16 protein-coding genes and 1 pseudogene are annotated in these 16,035 nt (G+C 68.4%); 8 read left to right on the plus strand and 9 right to left on the minus strand.

The genetic code is table 11. The features are described 5' to 3' along the window. The 5 genes and pseudogenes from ACSRUE_RS37460 to ACSRUE_RS37480 all read left to right on the plus strand — a co-directional run bounded on the left by ACSRUE_RS37460 (position 1) and on the right by ACSRUE_RS37480 (position 3,637). The gene (locus ACSRUE_RS37460) at positions 1-591 is read left to right on the plus strand and encodes a TetR/AcrR family transcriptional regulator (protein ID WP_437765885.1); all 591 of its coding nucleotides are present in this window, start codon (positions 1-3) and stop codon (positions 589-591) included. A gap of 594 nt (positions 592-1,185) precedes the next feature. Then, positions 1,186-1,962: a tyrosine-type recombinase/integrase gene (locus ACSRUE_RS37465; protein ID WP_441287761.1), complete on the plus strand. Its 777-nt coding sequence runs from the start codon at positions 1,186-1,188 to the stop codon at positions 1,960-1,962. Between the two features lie 193 nt (positions 1,963-2,155). After that, entirely contained in the window at positions 2,156-2,305 is a 150-nt protein-coding gene (locus tag ACSRUE_RS37470) for a hypothetical protein (RefSeq protein WP_441287762.1), read from the plus strand. 206 nt (positions 2,306-2,511) lie between these two features. Next, positions 2,512-2,613, plus strand: a pseudogene (locus ACSRUE_RS37475) (hypothetical protein); the annotation flags it as partial. A gap of 259 nt (positions 2,614-2,872) precedes the next feature. Continuing rightward, a complete protein-coding gene (locus ACSRUE_RS37480) occupies positions 2,873-3,637 on the plus strand; it encodes a transposase (RefSeq protein WP_441287763.1) in 765 nt (254 codons plus the stop codon). 37 nt (positions 3,638-3,674) lie between these two features. On the opposite strand, the gene ACSRUE_RS37485 is transcribed toward ACSRUE_RS37480, so the two are convergent. The 9 genes from ACSRUE_RS37485 to ACSRUE_RS37525 form a co-directional block, all read right to left on the minus strand. Further along, a complete protein-coding gene (locus ACSRUE_RS37485; RefSeq protein ID WP_437533336.1) occupies positions 3,675-4,607 on the minus strand; it encodes a hypothetical protein in 933 nt (310 codons plus the stop codon). After that, the gene (locus ACSRUE_RS37490; RefSeq protein ID WP_437533333.1) at positions 4,604-5,794 is read right to left on the minus strand and encodes an AAA family ATPase; all 1,191 of its coding nucleotides are present in this window, start codon (positions 5,792-5,794) and stop codon (positions 4,604-4,606) included. The genes ACSRUE_RS37485 and ACSRUE_RS37490 overlap by 4 nt, the downstream gene beginning before the upstream one ends. Continuing rightward, a complete protein-coding gene (locus ACSRUE_RS37495; RefSeq protein WP_441287764.1) occupies positions 5,784-6,896 on the minus strand; it encodes a DUF262 domain-containing protein in 1,113 nt (370 codons plus the stop codon). Before ACSRUE_RS37495 ends, ACSRUE_RS37490 begins: the two co-directional genes overlap by 11 nt. 434 nt (positions 6,897-7,330) lie before the next feature. Further along, complete coding sequence (locus tag ACSRUE_RS37500) at positions 7,331-7,732, minus strand: endonuclease/exonuclease/phosphatase family protein (protein WP_441293172.1); 402 nt, start codon at positions 7,730-7,732, stop codon at positions 7,331-7,333. A gap of 235 nt (positions 7,733-7,967) precedes the next feature. Further along, positions 7,968-8,096: a hypothetical protein gene (locus ACSRUE_RS37505; protein ID WP_441287765.1), complete on the minus strand. Its 129-nt coding sequence runs from the start codon at positions 8,094-8,096 to the stop codon at positions 7,968-7,970. A gap of 318 nt (positions 8,097-8,414) precedes the next feature. Next, complete coding sequence (locus ACSRUE_RS37510; RefSeq protein WP_437533326.1) at positions 8,415-8,627, minus strand: hypothetical protein; 213 nt, start codon at positions 8,625-8,627, stop codon at positions 8,415-8,417. Further along, positions 8,624-9,127 (minus strand): sigma-70 family RNA polymerase sigma factor, encoded by a 504-nt coding sequence (locus tag ACSRUE_RS37515; RefSeq protein WP_437533323.1) that lies wholly within the window; start codon positions 9,125-9,127, stop codon positions 8,624-8,626. Before ACSRUE_RS37515 ends, ACSRUE_RS37510 begins: the two co-directional genes overlap by 4 nt. Before the next feature lie 216 nt (positions 9,128-9,343). Next, on the minus strand, positions 9,344-10,246 hold the full coding sequence (locus ACSRUE_RS37520; protein WP_441287766.1) for a helix-turn-helix transcriptional regulator: 903 nt from the start codon (positions 10,244-10,246) through the stop codon (positions 9,344-9,346). A 117-nt stretch (positions 10,247-10,363) separates the two neighbouring features. Continuing rightward, positions 10,364-11,599, minus strand: coding sequence for a sigma-70 family RNA polymerase sigma factor (locus ACSRUE_RS37525; protein WP_441287767.1), 1,236 nt, complete (start codon positions 11,597-11,599; stop codon positions 10,364-10,366). A gap of 180 nt (positions 11,600-11,779) precedes the next feature. Between ACSRUE_RS37525 and ACSRUE_RS37530 the strand changes: the two genes are divergently transcribed. Genes ACSRUE_RS37530 through ACSRUE_RS37540 form a run of 3 tightly spaced genes read left to right on the plus strand, consistent with a single transcriptional unit; the run spans position 11,780 to position 16,015 of the window. Beyond that, positions 11,780-12,772 carry a tetratricopeptide repeat protein gene (locus ACSRUE_RS37530; protein WP_441287768.1) on the plus strand — a complete coding sequence of 331 codons (993 nt, stop codon included), beginning with the start codon at positions 11,780-11,782 and terminating at the stop codon, positions 12,770-12,772. Between the two features lie 59 nt (positions 12,773-12,831). Next, positions 12,832-14,427 carry a hypothetical protein gene (locus tag ACSRUE_RS37535; protein ID WP_441287769.1) on the plus strand — a complete coding sequence of 532 codons (1,596 nt, stop codon included), beginning with the start codon at positions 12,832-12,834 and terminating at the stop codon, positions 14,425-14,427. 37 nt (positions 14,428-14,464) lie between these two features. Continuing rightward, complete coding sequence (locus ACSRUE_RS37540) at positions 14,465-16,015, plus strand: hypothetical protein (RefSeq protein ID WP_441287770.1); 1,551 nt, start codon at positions 14,465-14,467, stop codon at positions 16,013-16,015. Positions 16,016-16,035: the final 20 nt, after the last annotated feature.

Below are 16,035 nucleotides of genomic sequence, written 5' to 3' on the forward strand. Positions count from 1 at the left end.
ATGGCCGCTCGCTCCCCGGACTCGTCCCGCCGCAACGAACGGTCTCACCGCGCGATCCTCGCCGCCGCTGGGGAGCTGCTGATGGATGTCGGCTACGCGAAGCTGACCATCGAGGCGATCGCCGCGCGCGCCGGCGTGGGCAAGCAGACGATCTATCGCTGGTGGCCCTCGAAGGGCGCGGTGGTGTTCGACGCCCTCCTCGCCATGAACGAGGGGCCGAGCGGCGTCGTCCTGCCCGACACCGGTAACATCGGGAGAGATCTCCAGACCGTGCTGCGCGCCACGGTGGAGGAGTTCCTCGATTCGCGCATCGACGCCACGCTCCGGGCGCTCACGATCGAGATCCAGCACGACCGCGATCTCGCGACGCGCCTCGTGGAGCGCCTGCTAGGACCGCAGATGGATGCCACGGTCGACCGCCTCCGCGTCGCGCAGCGCGCAGGGCAGATCCGGGCCGACGTGGACCTCCAGGTGGCCGTCGAGCTCCTCTATGGGCCCATCTTCCATCGCTGGTTGCTGCGCACCGCTCCGCTCTGCGCCGCGTATGCCGATACCGTCACGGCCCTCGCGCTCGCGGCGCTGCGGCCGTAGCCCGCGCAGGGGGAGCCCCGCGGGGCCCGGCTCACGGGGTGAGCGACACGACGGCTGCAGGGGTCGCGAGATCGCTGATGTTGGCGACGCGGATCTCGTCCTCCGAGATCGAGTAGACGTAATCATCCATGAAGACGCTCCCCCCCCGTGTCAGAGAAGTTGTGTGATGCCTGGAGGTATCCATGGATCCATAGGGTGAAAGTCCCGAAGCGGCAGAAGGTCGAAGCCGCGTAGCTTGGGTGGCGCCCGGCGGGGAGATCCCCCGGGTGAAGCCCACCGACAAAGCCCCGCATGGCGGGGTGAGCGAGCGCGCGGGCCGCAACGAGGCGTGAACGCCCGGTTGAGGCCTCGTCAACTGAAATCTCCGGGTGCCGAGCCGGCTCAATTTCGGCGAAGGCAGCAGGGCTCCCCGAACGCGATCCGCGAGGAGCCCACCCGGCGGGGTAGAGGGCGGCGGCACGTGCGCAAGGCCATGGATGGAAGCAGGGAAGGGCGTCTCACCCCGCGGAGAAAACCCGCGGAAGCAAGGTAACCGCGCGAGCCGATGAGGCGAAGCTCGGCGAAGGTGAGTATCCCGACGAGGATAGGCGCCTCATGGCGGCGGTGGATATTCCGCTGTCCTATCGGATCTATTATGGCTTCCTGATTCGCGAGGGAATGCGGGCAGACGAGGCCGGAAGGCTGGAGCCGTCCGACCTCGATCTCGAGCGCGGCGCCGTGGTGCTCGACGAGAACAAGACGGATGACCCACGCGCCTGGGCACTTTCACCCGACGTCGTGCGCGCGCTTCGGACCTATTTTGCTATATGTCCCCCGAAGGAGCGTGTCTTCATCGGGCCGAGCGGGCCCCTGCCGGGGCGCAGTGGGGCGCACAACTTTCGAAATCACCTGCGCCGTGCTGGCATCGATCGGCCCGAGTTGTTCGAGACCACGCAGTCAAGGCTGAATATACGCTTGCACGACACCCGTGCGACCTTCATCACAATCAAACTCGCGAACAGCCGCACCGAGACGTGGATCTCCGATCGGACCGGGCATAAGTCGAGCCGCCAGATCCATCACTACAAGCGCGCGGCGCGCAAGGTCGCTGAGCTCGGCTTGGGGGACTTCGCTCCTCTGGACGAAGCGATCCCCGAGCTGAGCGGCAGGGGCGGCCGTTTAGGTGGACGTGATCCCATGTCCGCGGGACCGGAGGCGGGCTCGTCGTCGCCGAGCGATGTCGCGTCCCTCGCCCGCGCGCTGCACCACCGAGCGCCGGCCGCGGTCGTTGACCACGCCGGCCAGCCCGCAGCGGGCGCCCCGGTGGCTGCAGGCGGCGCGTTGGGCCACGCCGGCGAGCGACCGGGCCGCGAATCAGACAGAACAGATTGAAATTATTGACATTTCTTCCGCGTCCGCCTCGTCGTCCCAGAAATCCTGGCGGGACGATTCCGCGGGGGCGAACCGTCGTGATCCGTCGGATGCCCGGGGATTTGGGGAGGGCGTGACGACGGATCGCACCCCCTCGGGAGGCATTGGCCCAACCCGGGCCCAAGAGTTAAGCCCCGGACCTGGGGAGCTTGCCGTGGCCGATCCGTCGCCTCGGGCGGCCGTGGTCGCCTCACTCGCCAGCACCCTGAGCCGCGCCGTTGCCCTCGGGGATGAGGTGGCGGTCCGGGTCGTTCACGAGGCGATCGGTCGGCTGCTCGGGCTGCCGGTGGTACCGGAGGGGTGAGCAAGCTTGGGCCGAACGTCGAGCTCGCCTCTCGAGTCGACTCGCTGCCGAAGCCTTGCCGCTCGCCAGTGCCCGCAGGCTCTACTGGGATCGCCCACGCGCGGTGGTTGCGTGCCGAAGCGCCCCGGAAGCGCGCCGCGCGCCGAGGCGCCTGCGGCGCGGCCAAGAGCGGCGCGGTGACCGTCGTGCAACGCACGTCCGGCGACATGCGGCTCAATCCGCATCTGCATGTGGTCTTCCTCGACGGGGCTTATCACGAAGACGGCACCGAGCTCGTGTGGAACGAACTCGGTCACCTGCGAGCGCGCGAGGTCGGTCAGGTCATAGAGCACGCCGTCGGGCGGATGCTCCTTTACCTCCGGCGGCACGGGCATCTCGAGATCGAGCACGACGTCGAGGAGGCACGACGTCGAGGAGGACGACGAGCCCGAGGCAGCGCTCTGTGCCTCCGCCGTCTCGGGACGAGAGCCGCCCGCCGGCCCGCAAGAGCTCCGCGGGCTCTCGCCGTCTTCTCCGAGCGCGCTCGCGTACGACAAGCCGCTGTGCGTTGCGCTCGATGGCTTCACCTTGCACGCAGCGACGCGCGCCGGTGCGCACCATGCCGCGGCGAGGGAGGCGCTGCTGCGTTACGTGCTGCGACCCCCGATCGCAAAGGAGCGCGTCAAGCCGCAGCAGGACGGCCTGGTGCGGCTCTCGCTCAAGCGCGCCTTCGCTGACGGGACTGTCGCGGTGGACATGGATCCGCTCTCGCTGTTGTGCCGCCTCGCGGCCAGCGTCCCGCCGCCGCGCTTCCACACCGTCAAGTACGCGGGCGTGCTCGCGTCGGCGAGTCCATGGCGCAAGCGCATCGGACCGCGCCCTGCGAAGCCAGAAGAGCCTACGAAGGCAGACGATGACGGCTATCGACCGTGGGCCAAGCTCTTGCGCCGCACATTTGCGATCCATGTCCTCGAGTGCCCAGCTTGCAAGGGGTGGATGAAGCTCGTCGCCATGGTGACCGAGCCAACGAACATCGCCCGCTTCCTCTCCGCGCTCGGCGAGCCGACCGATGTTCCAGCACGCTCTCCCAACCGGGGGCCGCCGTACTGGAAGAGCACCGTTCTGCACCGCAAGGCGCCCGGTGACGCCGCATGGCGTCTCGCGACGCGCCTCCCGGGCCAGACCAACGCCCGGACGGACACGTGGGCCCACGGCACGCCGACGCGCCCCGTACCGCACTCGGCGCCGCCCGGATCACGCTCTTTCGACCCAGGACCGAGCCATCACGAAGCTCGCGGTCCCACCCTTTTCGCTCTGCCGCGCTACACTTCCTCGCGCTGCGATCCGGCTTGATTTGCCTACGCGCAGGTGGACGCCGACCCTGCTCCAATTACTCCCGACCTGGTCCGCGCAGCTCGCGACAGCCGCAGTCCGACTCCCCCAGCGTCCGCAGCCTGGTGAGCTCGTTCTTCACCTCGGTCGGCACCTCCTCGTCCGTGGTTGGCTGCCGCTTCCCTGGCTGGTTACCCGTGGCGTTCTGGTTGGTCGTCCCATTCCAGTGGACGACGACTCGTTCCCCCCGAAGGGTACCCATGTAACGATGATAAAACCCGCAAGCACATCGTGCCCACCAGGTCATGCCACCCTCGGTCGGGAGCGCGTGGCGAAGGATCCGCTCGGCATGCCTGGGGATCTGCGACTTCTCGTGGCGGTACTTCTGGTACTCCATACGATCGGGGTTGTGGTGACCAGGATCCTCGTAGCTCGGCAGTACCCGCACATGCAGCGCGAGGGCTGCCCGGTGACGCTCGGCGAGGTTTGCGCAGAAGGCATTCGTCAGGTGCTCGTCGCGGAAGTCGCCCGCCCGCTCGCGCACCTTGATGGGAAGCGGAACAACCTGCCAGCCAGCGCGGTCCGCGCTCCACGCCAGGCCGCGAAGCAGCCAAGCAGCGCGAAGAGCCGGCGCCTGCTCATCGCGAAAGGTCACCTCCACAGTTTGCTCAGGTTTCGTCAGCTCGGTGTCCCCGCGCTCATCGAAGCTTGAGCTATCCACCAGGATGCGCCTCAATCGAGCGGCCTTGTCGTGGTCGCGTGTCCTTCGCCCGAGCGCCCCCAGCAGCGCGTTGAGCCCAGCGCCCGACGGAAGCGTGAGCGTCCATATATCCTTGGTCACGCACGCTCTGACGCGGTCCTCGTCGTGAACAGTGACCGCATACTGCAACGCCCGAAAGGTCTCGTATAACGTAAGTAGCAACCTCTCGTCTTCGGTTGGATCGCCGCCCTTGAGGCTCTCGTCGTTGAGCACCGCAAAGGCGATCGTCATGGTGCACCCGTGCCAGGAGGCTCGAGGAGCCTGTCCAGGAGGTGGTCTGTCTCGTCGAAGAAGCCCGCGGGCCACTGATCGAGCCGGCCTCGTCGGTCGACCCGGATCTGCGAGAAGACCTCACCAGGTGGGGCGCTTGGGCCACCGAAGAAGAGGATCGAGACATCCTCCGGCGCAATCTGCCCGGAGTGAACGGCGACGCGCGCGCCGTTGAGCACGTGATCGCTGTGGGTCTCGAGGATCACCTGGATGCCCGCTGCTGCGGCTTTTGCGCAGAAGCGCGCGAGGCGGGCCTGGGCGCGCGGGTGGAGGTGCGCCTCGGGGTTCTCGAAGAGCACGGTATCGCCGGCGCTGGCCATGAGCAGCGTGAGGATCAAGGGGAGGACGTAGGTCACGCCGAAGCCCACGTTCTGGGGGCGGTGAAAGCCGAGCTCCTCGCTGGTACGGATCCCGAGCGTGATCAGGTTTGCGTGAGCGACCGTTCGCGGCTCGAGGGTGGTCCCAGGAAAGAGCTCGGAGAGCCATGCCTCCGTCTGGCGGCGGAGGGTTTGCGCCGGATCCGAGCTGTGACACAGCGCAGGCACAGGGAGCGGGTCGAGGTCGCGCCAGAGCAGGTTGCCGAACGTGCGCTCGGCGCGCGGCCCTGGCGTGTCATGTCGCTCCGGATCGTCGAGCGGGTAGGTCTCGGACGGGCCCAGGCGATCCGCCGGAACGAACCGGAGGCGAGCGAGGTTCTTCAAGAGGGAAGAGGCGCCGGTGTCGTCGCGCAGCCATGACGGCGCGAAGGGCATCTCGCCACGCACCTCGGCTTGGCGAGCCGCACCGTTCAGCGCGATTTGCTGTACGGGAACCGCCAGGCTGTCCGATCTCAGCTGGGGCCAGCCCAGCGTCCATGCGACGTTCGTCTCTCCCGAGCGGATCCCGAGGGTGAACGTGTCCTCCCGGGCCGTCTCGTTGCGGACCGCTCCGAGATCGCCGAGTGAGAGCCCTGGCGCGTTCAGCGCAACGGTGCTGGCGGAGGTGACGCCGTCGAAGCCGTGCGCCGCGGCGTGATGCAAGAGGAGCAAGCTCTGCATCACGCTGGACTTGCCGCCGCTGTTGAAGCCAGTCAGCATCGTGAGCGGAGCAAGCGGCAGGCGCTCGTCCTGGAAGCGCTTGAAGCCCCGAAGAACTACCTCACGAATCACCGAGCGCCCCCCTGATGGCCGCCTCCGCGAGCACGAAGCGCGTCTTCACGCTCTCCGTTCCCGTGGTGCCGCCGCTGATCGACCGCATGAACTTGGGCTCTGCCATCAATCCATAGAACGCGCTCCGCACTGCGTCCTCCCTGCCGCCCACGCGCCCCTCTTCGTACATCGACAGGAGGACCGAGAAGACCTCGAAGAGCAGCACATTGAAGGGGCTCTTGCGGTCAGTCGGGCTCTCGTGCTTGCAGAATGCGTGACGCCCGAATATCCGGCGGTTCATGACCATGCTCCGCAGGAATGCCTCGCGGATCGCGTCGCGCTCTCCATCCGACCTCTTGTTGACCTCTTGCAGCGCTCGCCCGAGAAACTCGTCCATATCGCCTCCGTAAGCGTCCCACCCGAGCGTTCGAAACGCCAGGAAGCGGTTGACGGCTTCCCGATCGAGCTGCTCCGGCCGGTATCTTGGCTGCTTGTCGAAGGCCTGGCCCGTCGCCTCGTTGAACTCGTTCGTGCCCGCGAGCTCACGCAGGAGTCTCGTCGCTGGACCGCTGTAGAGCGCGTTGCGCATCTGCTGACGGGTGAGCGGCACGCCCGAGTTGACGCGGTCGAAGATGTCGAACCGGACCCGATCGGGCGCCTTGAAGTCGATGGAGTAGAACGTCAGCTGCCCGTCCTCGAAGCGACGGCGCAGCCTCGGGTGGATCCCGTCGATGTCCTTCCCCGAGAGCTCGGGGTTAGGGAGCACGAGAGAAAGCTGCCGCTTCGCGAAGAGCTGGAAGGTCGTGAGCCGCTGGAGGCCATCGACGACCACCAGTCGCCCCTGCGCATCTTCCGCGACGTAGAAGACGGGCAGGGGAATTCTCATGAGCACGGACTCGATGAGGCGGCTCTGCCGCACCGGCTCCCAGACGAAATCGCGCTGGAATTCAGGGTTCAGCAGTATCGACTGCTCCTCGATACGCCGGAGCACGTCGACGATGGCGCGCTGCTCCGTGCGGATGAGCACGCTGTCCAGCGGATAGGTTTCGAGGCCGTGGGCGGGGGCCTCGTAACCGTCGAGCCTGGAATCGCCCTCGCGTGTGGGATCGGTGTCGGCGTTCATGACATCCAGGCGGTAACCCGGTCGTGCCGTAGACGCAAGAGGGGGACCATCGGTCTGTGGGTGGACTGGGACGTTCGGTACGAACCGACTCCCCGCCAAGCGTCGAATCAGCAGCGGCGCAGTGTCGTGGTGTAGGATCGACGCGATGCGAAGGCCCGCCCTGCTCACCCTCGCGGCCCTGCTGGCGGCCGCGCCGGCCGCCCGCGCGGACGGCGCGCGGGCACTGGAGTGGATACCGGGCAGCTCGCGCGAGATCCCTCGCGCGGCGTCGGCGTCGCGGGACGCGCCGGTGTCGGCGCTGGTGTTCGCGCCGCGGGTGCGCGGGGACGCGGCCGTGGACCTGGCCGTGCTCAAGCTCGGGCTGGGCGGCGTCGCCGGCGCGTCTGCCGCAGCGCCACCGGTGAGGCGCGCGGCGGGCGCGCCGGGGCGCGGCGTCAGCGGGCACCTCGCTCCGCGCCGGCGGCTCCGATCGTGGTCAGGACGCCGAAGTGATCCGACAGCGTCGTCCGGACGGCGCGCCTCGAGGCCTGGGTCGTGATGGGCCTGTCGAGGATGCGCTCCGTGCGCACGCCCGCGTCCAAGCCGCGCACGAGCACGTGATCGAGCCGCCAGCCCGAGTCCTCGACGTCGCCCGTGCCGAGCCCGTCGTGCGAGAGGGTCGCGCGGCGATCGGGCACGTTCGCGTCGCGGAACCCGGCGCGCTCCAGGCGCCGGAACAGCGACGAGCCGGGCGTGGTGTTGCGATCGCCGAGAAGCAGCGCCGGGGCGCCGCCCGCCTTTTCGTCGCCCCAGTCGAGCTCTGCCGCCGGGCCAGGCGCCGACCCCAGGCGATCCAGTGCGACAACATGCGCCGCCTCATCACGTTGGCCACCTGGTCACGCATGGGCGCGTTGTGCTGGCGGACGTGGCGCTCGAGCGCGAGTTCGGACCCCCCTCGTGACGGAGGAGCGGAAGCCGAGACACGGGTCGGCGGGCTCGGTGACATCCCCGGCTGAGCAGCGCCAAGAAGATGGCGGCGACCGATCAGAGAGGCGATCGCACGCGCTTCGAGGGGCTGACCGCTGCGCGCTCCTAGCGCTCCTGCGCCGCGATGGCGTCGTCGGCGGCTCGGACGCCATCGACGAAGAGCGCCGCGTCCGCTGGATCGTACAGGTCGAGGCCGAGTCGGAGCAGCGCCGCCCGGTCGCGTGGCGATACCATGCGGAGGATCTCGGCGGCAGGGCGGCGCACGGATGGCATGGGGGGGGAAGGTAGCAGCCCGGGTCAGCGTCGGGGCGCACTTGCGGACACGACGGCGTTTGCTGCACCCCGTTCGGCCGACCGGACGCTCGAAAGCGCCGGCGCGTTCGGGCACCGCGTCGGCCGCCAGGGCGAGCGGGGGCGCGTTGCCGGAGGCGAGCAGTTCGAGGGTGAACTCGGCGTCCCCTTCCGCAGCTGCGACGCGGAGGCCGTCTGCGCACCTTGCGAGCTCGGTGGCGGCCCCGGCTCTGGCGGCCTCTGCAGCGGCTTCGTCAGCACCTAGCTTGCGGCCCCGTCGTCACGCAGAAGCACGCCAATCCGGTCGAGTAGCTCTCGCTTGACCCGCTGGCGGTTCAAGTCGTCCTCGTAGCCAGCTTCGACAGGCGAGACCTTGACGACCCCTTTGATCATCATGAGCGCGTCGATCGTTCGCTCCGCCTCATGGTCGTCCAAGTCGCGCCGGAAGTGAACAACCAGGCCTTTGACGCTCATTGTAAGCTCACTCTCCAGCTGGGGCTCTCCCTGGCTTCCCGAAGCCTGATGACGTCGCGCAGCGCGCCGATGGCCCTTGTGCGACGCTTGTAAATCGTAGAGAGAGGTACCCCTACGTCCTGGGCTATCTGGGCCATCGAGAGTCCGTTCAGGTCGTGGGCCACGAGAACAAAGCGCAGATCAGGATCGAGCTCGTTCACCGCGTTGAGGGTGCGGGTCCTGATGTTGTCGGACTCCATCATGGCAGCAGCGTCCGGCGCTGGATCGAGCACCTCGATCACATCGACCAGCTCCTCCCTGCGGTGCCGTGCACGTGCGTGGTAGTGCGCGGCAACGTGTACGGTGATCGCGTTCAACCAGCGTTCAGGTCTGCCGCGCTTCGGATCGAACCTGGGCCAGCTCTCGCAGGCGTTGACCCAGACTTGGCCTGCGACGTCGCCACGATGGCACCGTGGGACCCCGAGCCGCTCTAACCAGCGCAGCACGGTACGAACCAGCATCGGGCAAAACAAGCGCGCGTGCGCGGCGGTGCGTTTGCTTTCGTTCGGTAGACGACACATGGGCTCACCCCCCCTGCGAATCTCCCGCCCTATGACTACGAGTCGTTCATGTCGTGGAGTCGACTGCGACCGACTCAGCCGAACCCGACATGCGACACCCCACCCAAGATCGGCTCAATCGCGGCGCCATGCTCAGGAGCCCCGAGCGCGCTCAGGTTATGCATGTTCATGGCTTCCTACGCCCGGAAGCGTTGTGTTCAATGCAGATCGCTCGATGTCGTCCCAATCGGAGTCCCGCGCAGGGCGGGCTCCGCCGTCGTCGCGCTGTACCGGAAAGCTCGTCAGCGCGGCAGCACGACACGCGAACTCAGCTCCCGACATCGTGCGAGCAGGGAGCGGTGAGCGAGGCCGCGGCGGAGGAGACGCCGGGAGCTTGGCCCGTGGGCTCTTGGCGGCCTGATCACAAGACGGCACCACGGGCGGGGGAACATCAGGCGCCCGAGGAGGAATCGCGGCCGGACTCGTCGACGTCGAGCTCGTCGCTGAGGACGCCGCCGCACGCGCCGAGCGTTCGCGCTTGCTGATGGGCTCGCCGACTGGGATCACCACCGTATCCTCCGCGTCCGTCCGGTAGTCATCGTGCAGACGCCACAGGCGCTCCCAGTACCGCGCAGGTGTGCCCGTGAAGACTTCCAGCTGCCGTGCAAGGCCGGGTGTCATCGGGAGATCGCTGCTCAGCAGCCGTTCCAGCTCCCGTCGTTCTAGCCCGGTGTTCTCGGCCAGCTTTCGCTGCCACGAGGGGATCGTTGCACAGAACGATTCGAGGACCCTGCCTGGCCATGGAACGGGGCGCGCGCAGATTCCTGTCGTCGCCGCGACGAGCGCATCCACATGGCAGTCCAGCAGGCGCCGGTATCGCTCCAGCTCCCGCTCTGCCTTTTCCTTTGCTTCGGTGAGCGCCAGTTCCTCATCTTCGTGCGCCTGCTCGCGTGCGTCGCGGAGCCCTCGCTCGCGGCCCAGCGCTTCGCGCGCGGTCACCGCGAACCCGATCGCAACACAGGCCATCATCGCGAGAACGATCGGCGAGATGAGCCACATCGTCTCTAGCACTTCCTTCATGTGTTCTTCCTCCCGGACGTGGGCATCCTTGCCCGATGCAAGACGGATCTCGGCCTTGTGCTGTCGAAGACACCACCGGAGTTGCCGCCTGTTAGCTGTGAGTGGACGGCAGACAGCTCAACGAATCTGCTTGAGTAGCGCTTCGCGCTCCGCAGCGAATTCCCCTCGCGGAAACTCCTGGGCGTGGGCCTCAAGCAGCCGGCGTGCCTCGAGGTAACCGAGAGCGGTGTTGGCCTCGATGGCCCTCCGGGCCTGATTGACTAGGTTCCTCGCTCGCTCCCTGGCGGACGGGCGCACGGCGCTCCCCGACGAGGCGGGACGGGGAACTGTCGTCACCGCGGAGGCCGGCGCGCTGTTCACTACGACCGCGGCGCCCGCGTTGCCATATCCCGCCGACCCTGAGATCGGATGCGCCGCGATGGCGGCGCCGTCTGGTACGGCGGGCGCCACGACGTCCTGGGCGGCGGGCGCGGTCTCAGGCGAGTGGACCGCCGCCGGCCGCAGCCACGATTCCGGGCTGGGCACGGGCGGTACCGCGGAGACGAGAGCGCCCGCCAGGACGACGAACGCACCCTGCACGAGGATTCTCACCCACAAGCGGCGCAGCGTGGCCACCCACGACGCGCGATCGCGGAGCCCGACGGCGAGCGCCACCGGCACGCATGCCTCCTTGTCCCAGCCGTGAGAATCCTGCTGCGCGTCCCACCGTCGTTTCTGCGCGTCCAGTTCCTCGCGCGCGCGCCGGTGTTGCGTCTTCACCGTGTCGACGTTGAGCCCGAGCTCGGCCGCGATCTCGACAAGCGGCGTCTCCTCGAGATCGTGCCGGATGAGGAGGTCCCGGTACTTGGGGTCGACCTGCGCGATCAGGCGCCGCAGGATCTCTGCCCGCTGCCGCAGGCGGAGCAAGTCTTCCGGCGTGGGGCACCCTCCATGGGGCTCCCGCTCGTCGAAGGACGTCAGGACCTCGCCCCGGCGGACCGCGTCGCGTACGCGATTGCGCGCCTGGTTGAGGGCAATCGTGACGCGGTAGGGCGCCGGATCCCCTCCCGGTTCGATGCGCCGCTCTGCTTCCAGGCCCCGCAGCAGTGCCTCTTGCGCAACGTCCTCCGCGTCGCGCTCCGGGACACCGCGACGGATCGCCAGGCGCCGGAGGATGTCGAAGCTGGCGGAGCGGTCCGATGGCTTGGCCACGGCGGTAGCACACCTGAGCTGGCCTGCAGGGTTCAGGAAAATGCACAGGCGGTTAAATTTTGTAGGATAATGTGCGGTTTTGTGGACATGCTGCGCCTTTGTGAACCGTCGCGACGGAACGGACCGATGCATTGGAATCTTGGTCTGCTCTTTCTCGGCCAAAGGCCACCTGACGGAAATTCCTGAGGGTTGACGCGACGAAGCCGGCGTAAGTACCCTCGCCATATGCGTTGCGTTCCACTTTCACTGTCAATTGGCTTGCTTGGAGCCGCCACCGGCCTTGCGAGCCCGGCCAGCGCTCAGGGCACCCATGCGACGCCACGACGAAGCGATAGTTCGACAGTGAAGGACCTTGTACGCGCCGGGAAGAGAGCTCGTGCAGAGGGAAGGTGGACCGACGCCTATGACGCCTATCAGGCAGCCCTGGAGGCAATGGTGCCAGCGACGAACACTGAGCAAGAGCGCGCGGAGATCGCCGGGGAGCTCGGGCTCTGCGCGCTTGCGTTGAGCAAGTACCGCGACGCGGCCGAGCACCTCGCATGGAGCCTTGAGCAGCGTGAGGCGCTTTCTGTGGCGCTCCAGCTGCGATTCGAGGAAGGGTTGCGGAAGGCAACGAAGCACGTCGCGACGCTGTTGCTCGCGGTCGATCCGCCGGACGCCGAGGTGGTCGTCGATGGCAAGCTCGTAGGCAGGGTCGCGCGGACCCACAAGCTGTTCTTCGACTCCGGAGAACACATGGTGCGGGGGCATGCGCCTGGACGCGAGGAGTCTTTCCACGTGTTCACAGCCGTGACGGGAGAACAGCACCAAATCTCGATGCAGTTGTCGCGCTCCTCAAGCAGCACCAGGGAGGTGGCGGCGGCCGCACCGAAGGAAGCACCCCAGGTGCCGAGCGCTACGCCCGCTGTTCGGACGCAGTCCCGCAGCCCGTGGGCTTCGTGGCCTGGGACCCTGCGTATCGCGGGGATCGTCGTCACGACGGCGACTGCCTCGGCAGGCAGCGTCCTGATGATCCGGGCCAGCAGGCTTGACGGCGACCTGAGCGAGCGGCGTGACGGGCTGAGCAGCGATCCCTCGACGAGCTCGTCCATGTGCTGGCAAGCGCCACGACACTCTGCGTGCGCTGACCTGCTCCGCCTGAGGGACGAGCGCAACCTCTCCGGAGCTGTGGGCACGGCCTTGGTCATCGTGGGTGGCGTCATCGGGGCGGCAACCGCCGCGTCCTTCTTCACGGACTTCTCCTTCCTGGGACGCACGCCGGCTCAGGAGCAGATCCACGTTTCGCCCGCTGCGATTGGGCAAGGGATGGGCGTGAGGATCGAGGGGCTGTGGTGAGAAGACCGGGAGCCGTAGAGACGCGTTCGCAGGAAGGCCGGAGCATCGGGACCTCCCTCGTGGTGCTCGCGCTCTGGGCGCTGAGCGCAAGCACGCTGACGGCGTGTACGTACACCGATGCCTGCTGGGAGGTGTATGCGTGCGCCGCCGATCCGGAGCCGCCGCCCGGACCGTGCGAGGGGCAGCCCGAGACCGGGCCGGCACTCGACCAGTGCGGGGTGTTCGTCAGCGAGAGCGGCGACGACAGCGACCTCGGCACGAAGGGCGCGCCGGTGAAGACCCTGCAGCACGCCGTCGGGCTCGCCGCGAGCGGGCGAGGCAACGGCGAGACGCCGACCCGGCGCGTGTACGCGTGCGGCGGGGAGTTCGAGGAAGCGATCACGCTGCCCTCGGGCGTCGATCTCTGGGGCGGGCGCCTCTGCAATGGCGGCGATTGGTCGTACGGGGGGTCGTTCGGAGGGCCCAATCAGTTGACCACCATCGCGCCGTCGGCAGGCATCCCGCTGCGCGTCCTCGCGGCAGAGGAGGACGCGACGGACGCCACCTCGATGATCTCCGGCGTGCGCGTCGTGGCAGCTCATGCCTCCGCGAGGGATGGCAAGTCGTCGATCGCGGTGATCTTGAGCTCCGGTGCCAGGGCGATCGTGCGTTCGAGCCAGGTTCAGGCCAACGACGGCAAAGACGGGGAAGCGGGAGAGGACGCGCCCGCGTACCGTGCGAAGAACGGCGCTCTGGGCAACGACGGCGCGGACGCCTGCACGGCGGGTGTCGTGGAGGGAGCCCTACCGGTAGTGACCGATTGTGGCGATGGCACCAAGTCGACGGGGGGATATGGTGGCGATGGTAGGATTGATAGGGGGGGCGATGGCACTTCAGGATTGCCAGCACCCGCGGACAATCCGGAAGGCAAAGGCCTTGGAGGGGCCGGTGCGGCGAGTGAGAGATGCAGCCCGGGTGAAGACGGAGCCAAGGGTAACGACGGTGATCGCGCTGCTGGCGCGGTTGGTGTCGGTTACCTCGACTTCGACGGTTGGATCGGCGTTCGGGGTGGCGACGGAAAGAAGGGTGGCGTCGGCCAGGGCGGGGGCGGCGGAGGCGGCAGCAAGGCGCGCGGTCCCATGGTGGCTTGTCGCGTTGGTCAACCGCAGGGCGGCGCGGCCGGCGGCTCGGGGGGCGGTGGCGGCTGCGGTGGCCTGGGAGGCTGGGGGGGCGGCTACGGCGGCGCCAGCATCGGGATCGTTGCCTTGCAAGGGAGCGTTCTGACCATCGAGGACAGCAAGGTCCTCGCGGGCAGCGGTGGTCGCGGCGGGGTCGGTGGAACGGGCCAACCGGGCGGCGGCGGTTCGTACGGTGGCACTTTCGGAAAGCCCCCTCCCGGCAACAGTGACATGTGGCCCGCGTGCAGCGGCGGTGTTGGCGGCGACGGCGGCCGTGGGGGCGATGCCGGTGGCGGCCTCGGCGGCCCCTCGTTCGGCGTTGCGTCGGTCGCCGCCACTGTAACCCTTGCCCTGGATGCGATCGTCACCCACCGAAGCGGCGGAGAGGGGGGACTCGCAGGCAATGCCCCCTGGGGCAGCGACGGGGGCAAGGGAGATTCAGGAGGTGCCGAGTTTTGGTATCGGTTCGATGCACCTGACCCGGAACCACCGCAATGAATGGCCCGGTGCTGGTGACCCGCGACAGGAGACTCCCATGAGAAAGACGACCGTTGCAGCCCTCTCCCTCATGTTGTCGCCGTGGGCGACCGGCTGCGGGACTGCCCCCGGTCCAGGCGATGCTGGCGGACCGCCCTGCGATGGCGCCTTGTGCCAAGGCGATGAGCCGCCGGAAGCGGTCTGCCTGGAGCATATCGCCTCCGACATTCTCGACGATGGTTGCGGCGTGTTCGTCGCCAGGCTCTACGGGGGCGGCGATGACAAGAACCCCGGAACGAAGGCGAAGCCCGTGTTCTCCGTTCAGCACGCCGTCAACCTGGCGCGCACCCGACGAGGGCGCGTCTTCATTTGCAACGGTAGCTTCAGCGAGAGCGTGCGATTGCCGTCTGGCGTCGATCTCCTGGGAGGCTTCAACTGCCTGCACTGGGTGCGCGACGACTGGAAAAAAGTGTCGACGCTGTACAGCGGAGGCACAAACTACGCCGGTCCGCTGGTGTTCGTCGAGCCGGCGCGCCCGAGCGATACGGGGGCCGCGGACGGCGTATCGACGCTCGCCGACATGTTCCTGGACGGGGAAGGGCCGATCTCGATGATCATCGAGCCGAACACGGCCGTGGAGGTCATCCGGAGCGAGATTCTGGCCGACTACGGACCGAGTGGCCCTGATGGCGACGAGTGGCCCTGGCCGAACCGGGCAGCGACCGGCCCCGACGGGCTGTACGGCGGGGACGCGTGCTCCGCCGCCAACGTCGCCGGCGGTGCGGCGGTGGTGAACCCCTGTGAGGGCGGCGCGCCGAGCACCGGCGGCAAGGGCGGCGATGGGCTGCCCGACGGCGCCGAGGATGGCGACGCCGGCGCCCCGGCCCCGACGCCGGACCCCACGAACTCAGGGCGCGGCGGTCATGCAGACCGGGAAAACATGGGCTGCCATGGCGGGTCTCCCGGGAGTTCCGGAGCCCTGGGCACGGTGGGGGCGGGCGGCGAGGGCATCGGGCGTATCAGCGAGACGGGGTGGGAAGGCGACACGGCAGGCGAGGGCGGCAGGGGCATGCCCGGTCAAGGTGGCGGCGGAGGCGGCGGCCGTCGCGGTGGGCTCGCCGTGTGCGGCGTGGCCTCCAAGGGAGGCGCCGGCGGCGGCTCCGGAGGCGCCGGCGGCTGTGGCGGACGAGGCGGACGAGGGGGCGCGAACGGGCACCCGAGCATCGGGATCGTCGCGCTCCACGCGGCGAAGCTCACCGTGCGCGACAGCTTGATCACGGCGCGCGGCGGGGGACCGGGGGGCGACGGCGGCCCGCCGGAGCGCGGTGGACCAGGCGGCCGAGGAGCGCCGGGGGGCGCCGTCGGGGACGGCACCTGGTCGTGTGGCGGGGGGTCAGGCGGCTACGGTGGCGAGGGCGGTTTCGGCGGTCCGGGACGCGGCGGCGACTCGATCGGCATCGCCTACCGCGACGAGGACCAGCTCACGCTGGAGGGGGTCACCTTCGAGATTGGACCGCCGGGCAAGGGCGGCATCAGCTGGAACAATGACAGCAGTACGACATCGGGAGAAGATGGCATCGCCGTTAAAACGCTTCGCTTCCCTGAGTAGGAGCAGCGCGCATGAATCCG

Origin of the sequence: Sorangium sp. KYC3313 (assembly GCF_052075895.1) — a bacterium.
Lineage (GTDB): Bacteria > Myxococcota_A > Polyangia > Polyangiales > Polyangiaceae > Sorangium > Sorangium cellulosum_B.

Excerpts from the sequence above, each read along its gene's own strand:
- ACSRUE_RS37540 (WP_441287770.1), top strand. The coding sequence starts at position 14,465 with ATGAGAAAGACGACCGTTGCAGCCCTCTCCCTCATGTTGTCGCCGTGG.
- ACSRUE_RS37465 (WP_441287761.1), top strand. The coding sequence starts at position 1,186 with ATGGCGGCGGTGGATATTCCGCTGTCCTATCGGATCTATTATGGCTTC.
- ACSRUE_RS37510 (WP_437533326.1), bottom strand. The coding sequence starts at position 8,627 with ATGAGCGTCAAAGGCCTGGTTGTTCACTTCCGGCGCGACTTGGACGAC.
- ACSRUE_RS37485 (WP_437533336.1), bottom strand. The coding sequence starts at position 4,607 with ATGACGATCGCCTTTGCGGTGCTCAACGACGAGAGCCTCAAGGGCGGC.
- ACSRUE_RS37515 (WP_437533323.1), bottom strand. The coding sequence starts at position 9,127 with ATGCTGGTTCGTACCGTGCTGCGCTGGTTAGAGCGGCTCGGGGTCCCA.
- ACSRUE_RS37520 (WP_441287766.1), bottom strand. The coding sequence starts at position 10,246 with ATGAAGGAAGTGCTAGAGACGATGTGGCTCATCTCGCCGATCGTTCTC.
- ACSRUE_RS37505 (WP_441287765.1), bottom strand. The coding sequence starts at position 8,096 with ATGGTATCGCCACGCGACCGGGCGGCGCTGCTCCGACTCGGCCTCGAC.
- ACSRUE_RS37495 (WP_441287764.1), bottom strand. The coding sequence starts at position 6,896 with ATGAACGCCGACACCGATCCCACACGCGAGGGCGATTCCAGGCTCGAC.
- ACSRUE_RS37460 (WP_437765885.1), top strand. The coding sequence starts at position 1 with ATGGCCGCTCGCTCCCCGGACTCGTCCCGCCGCAACGAACGGTCTCAC.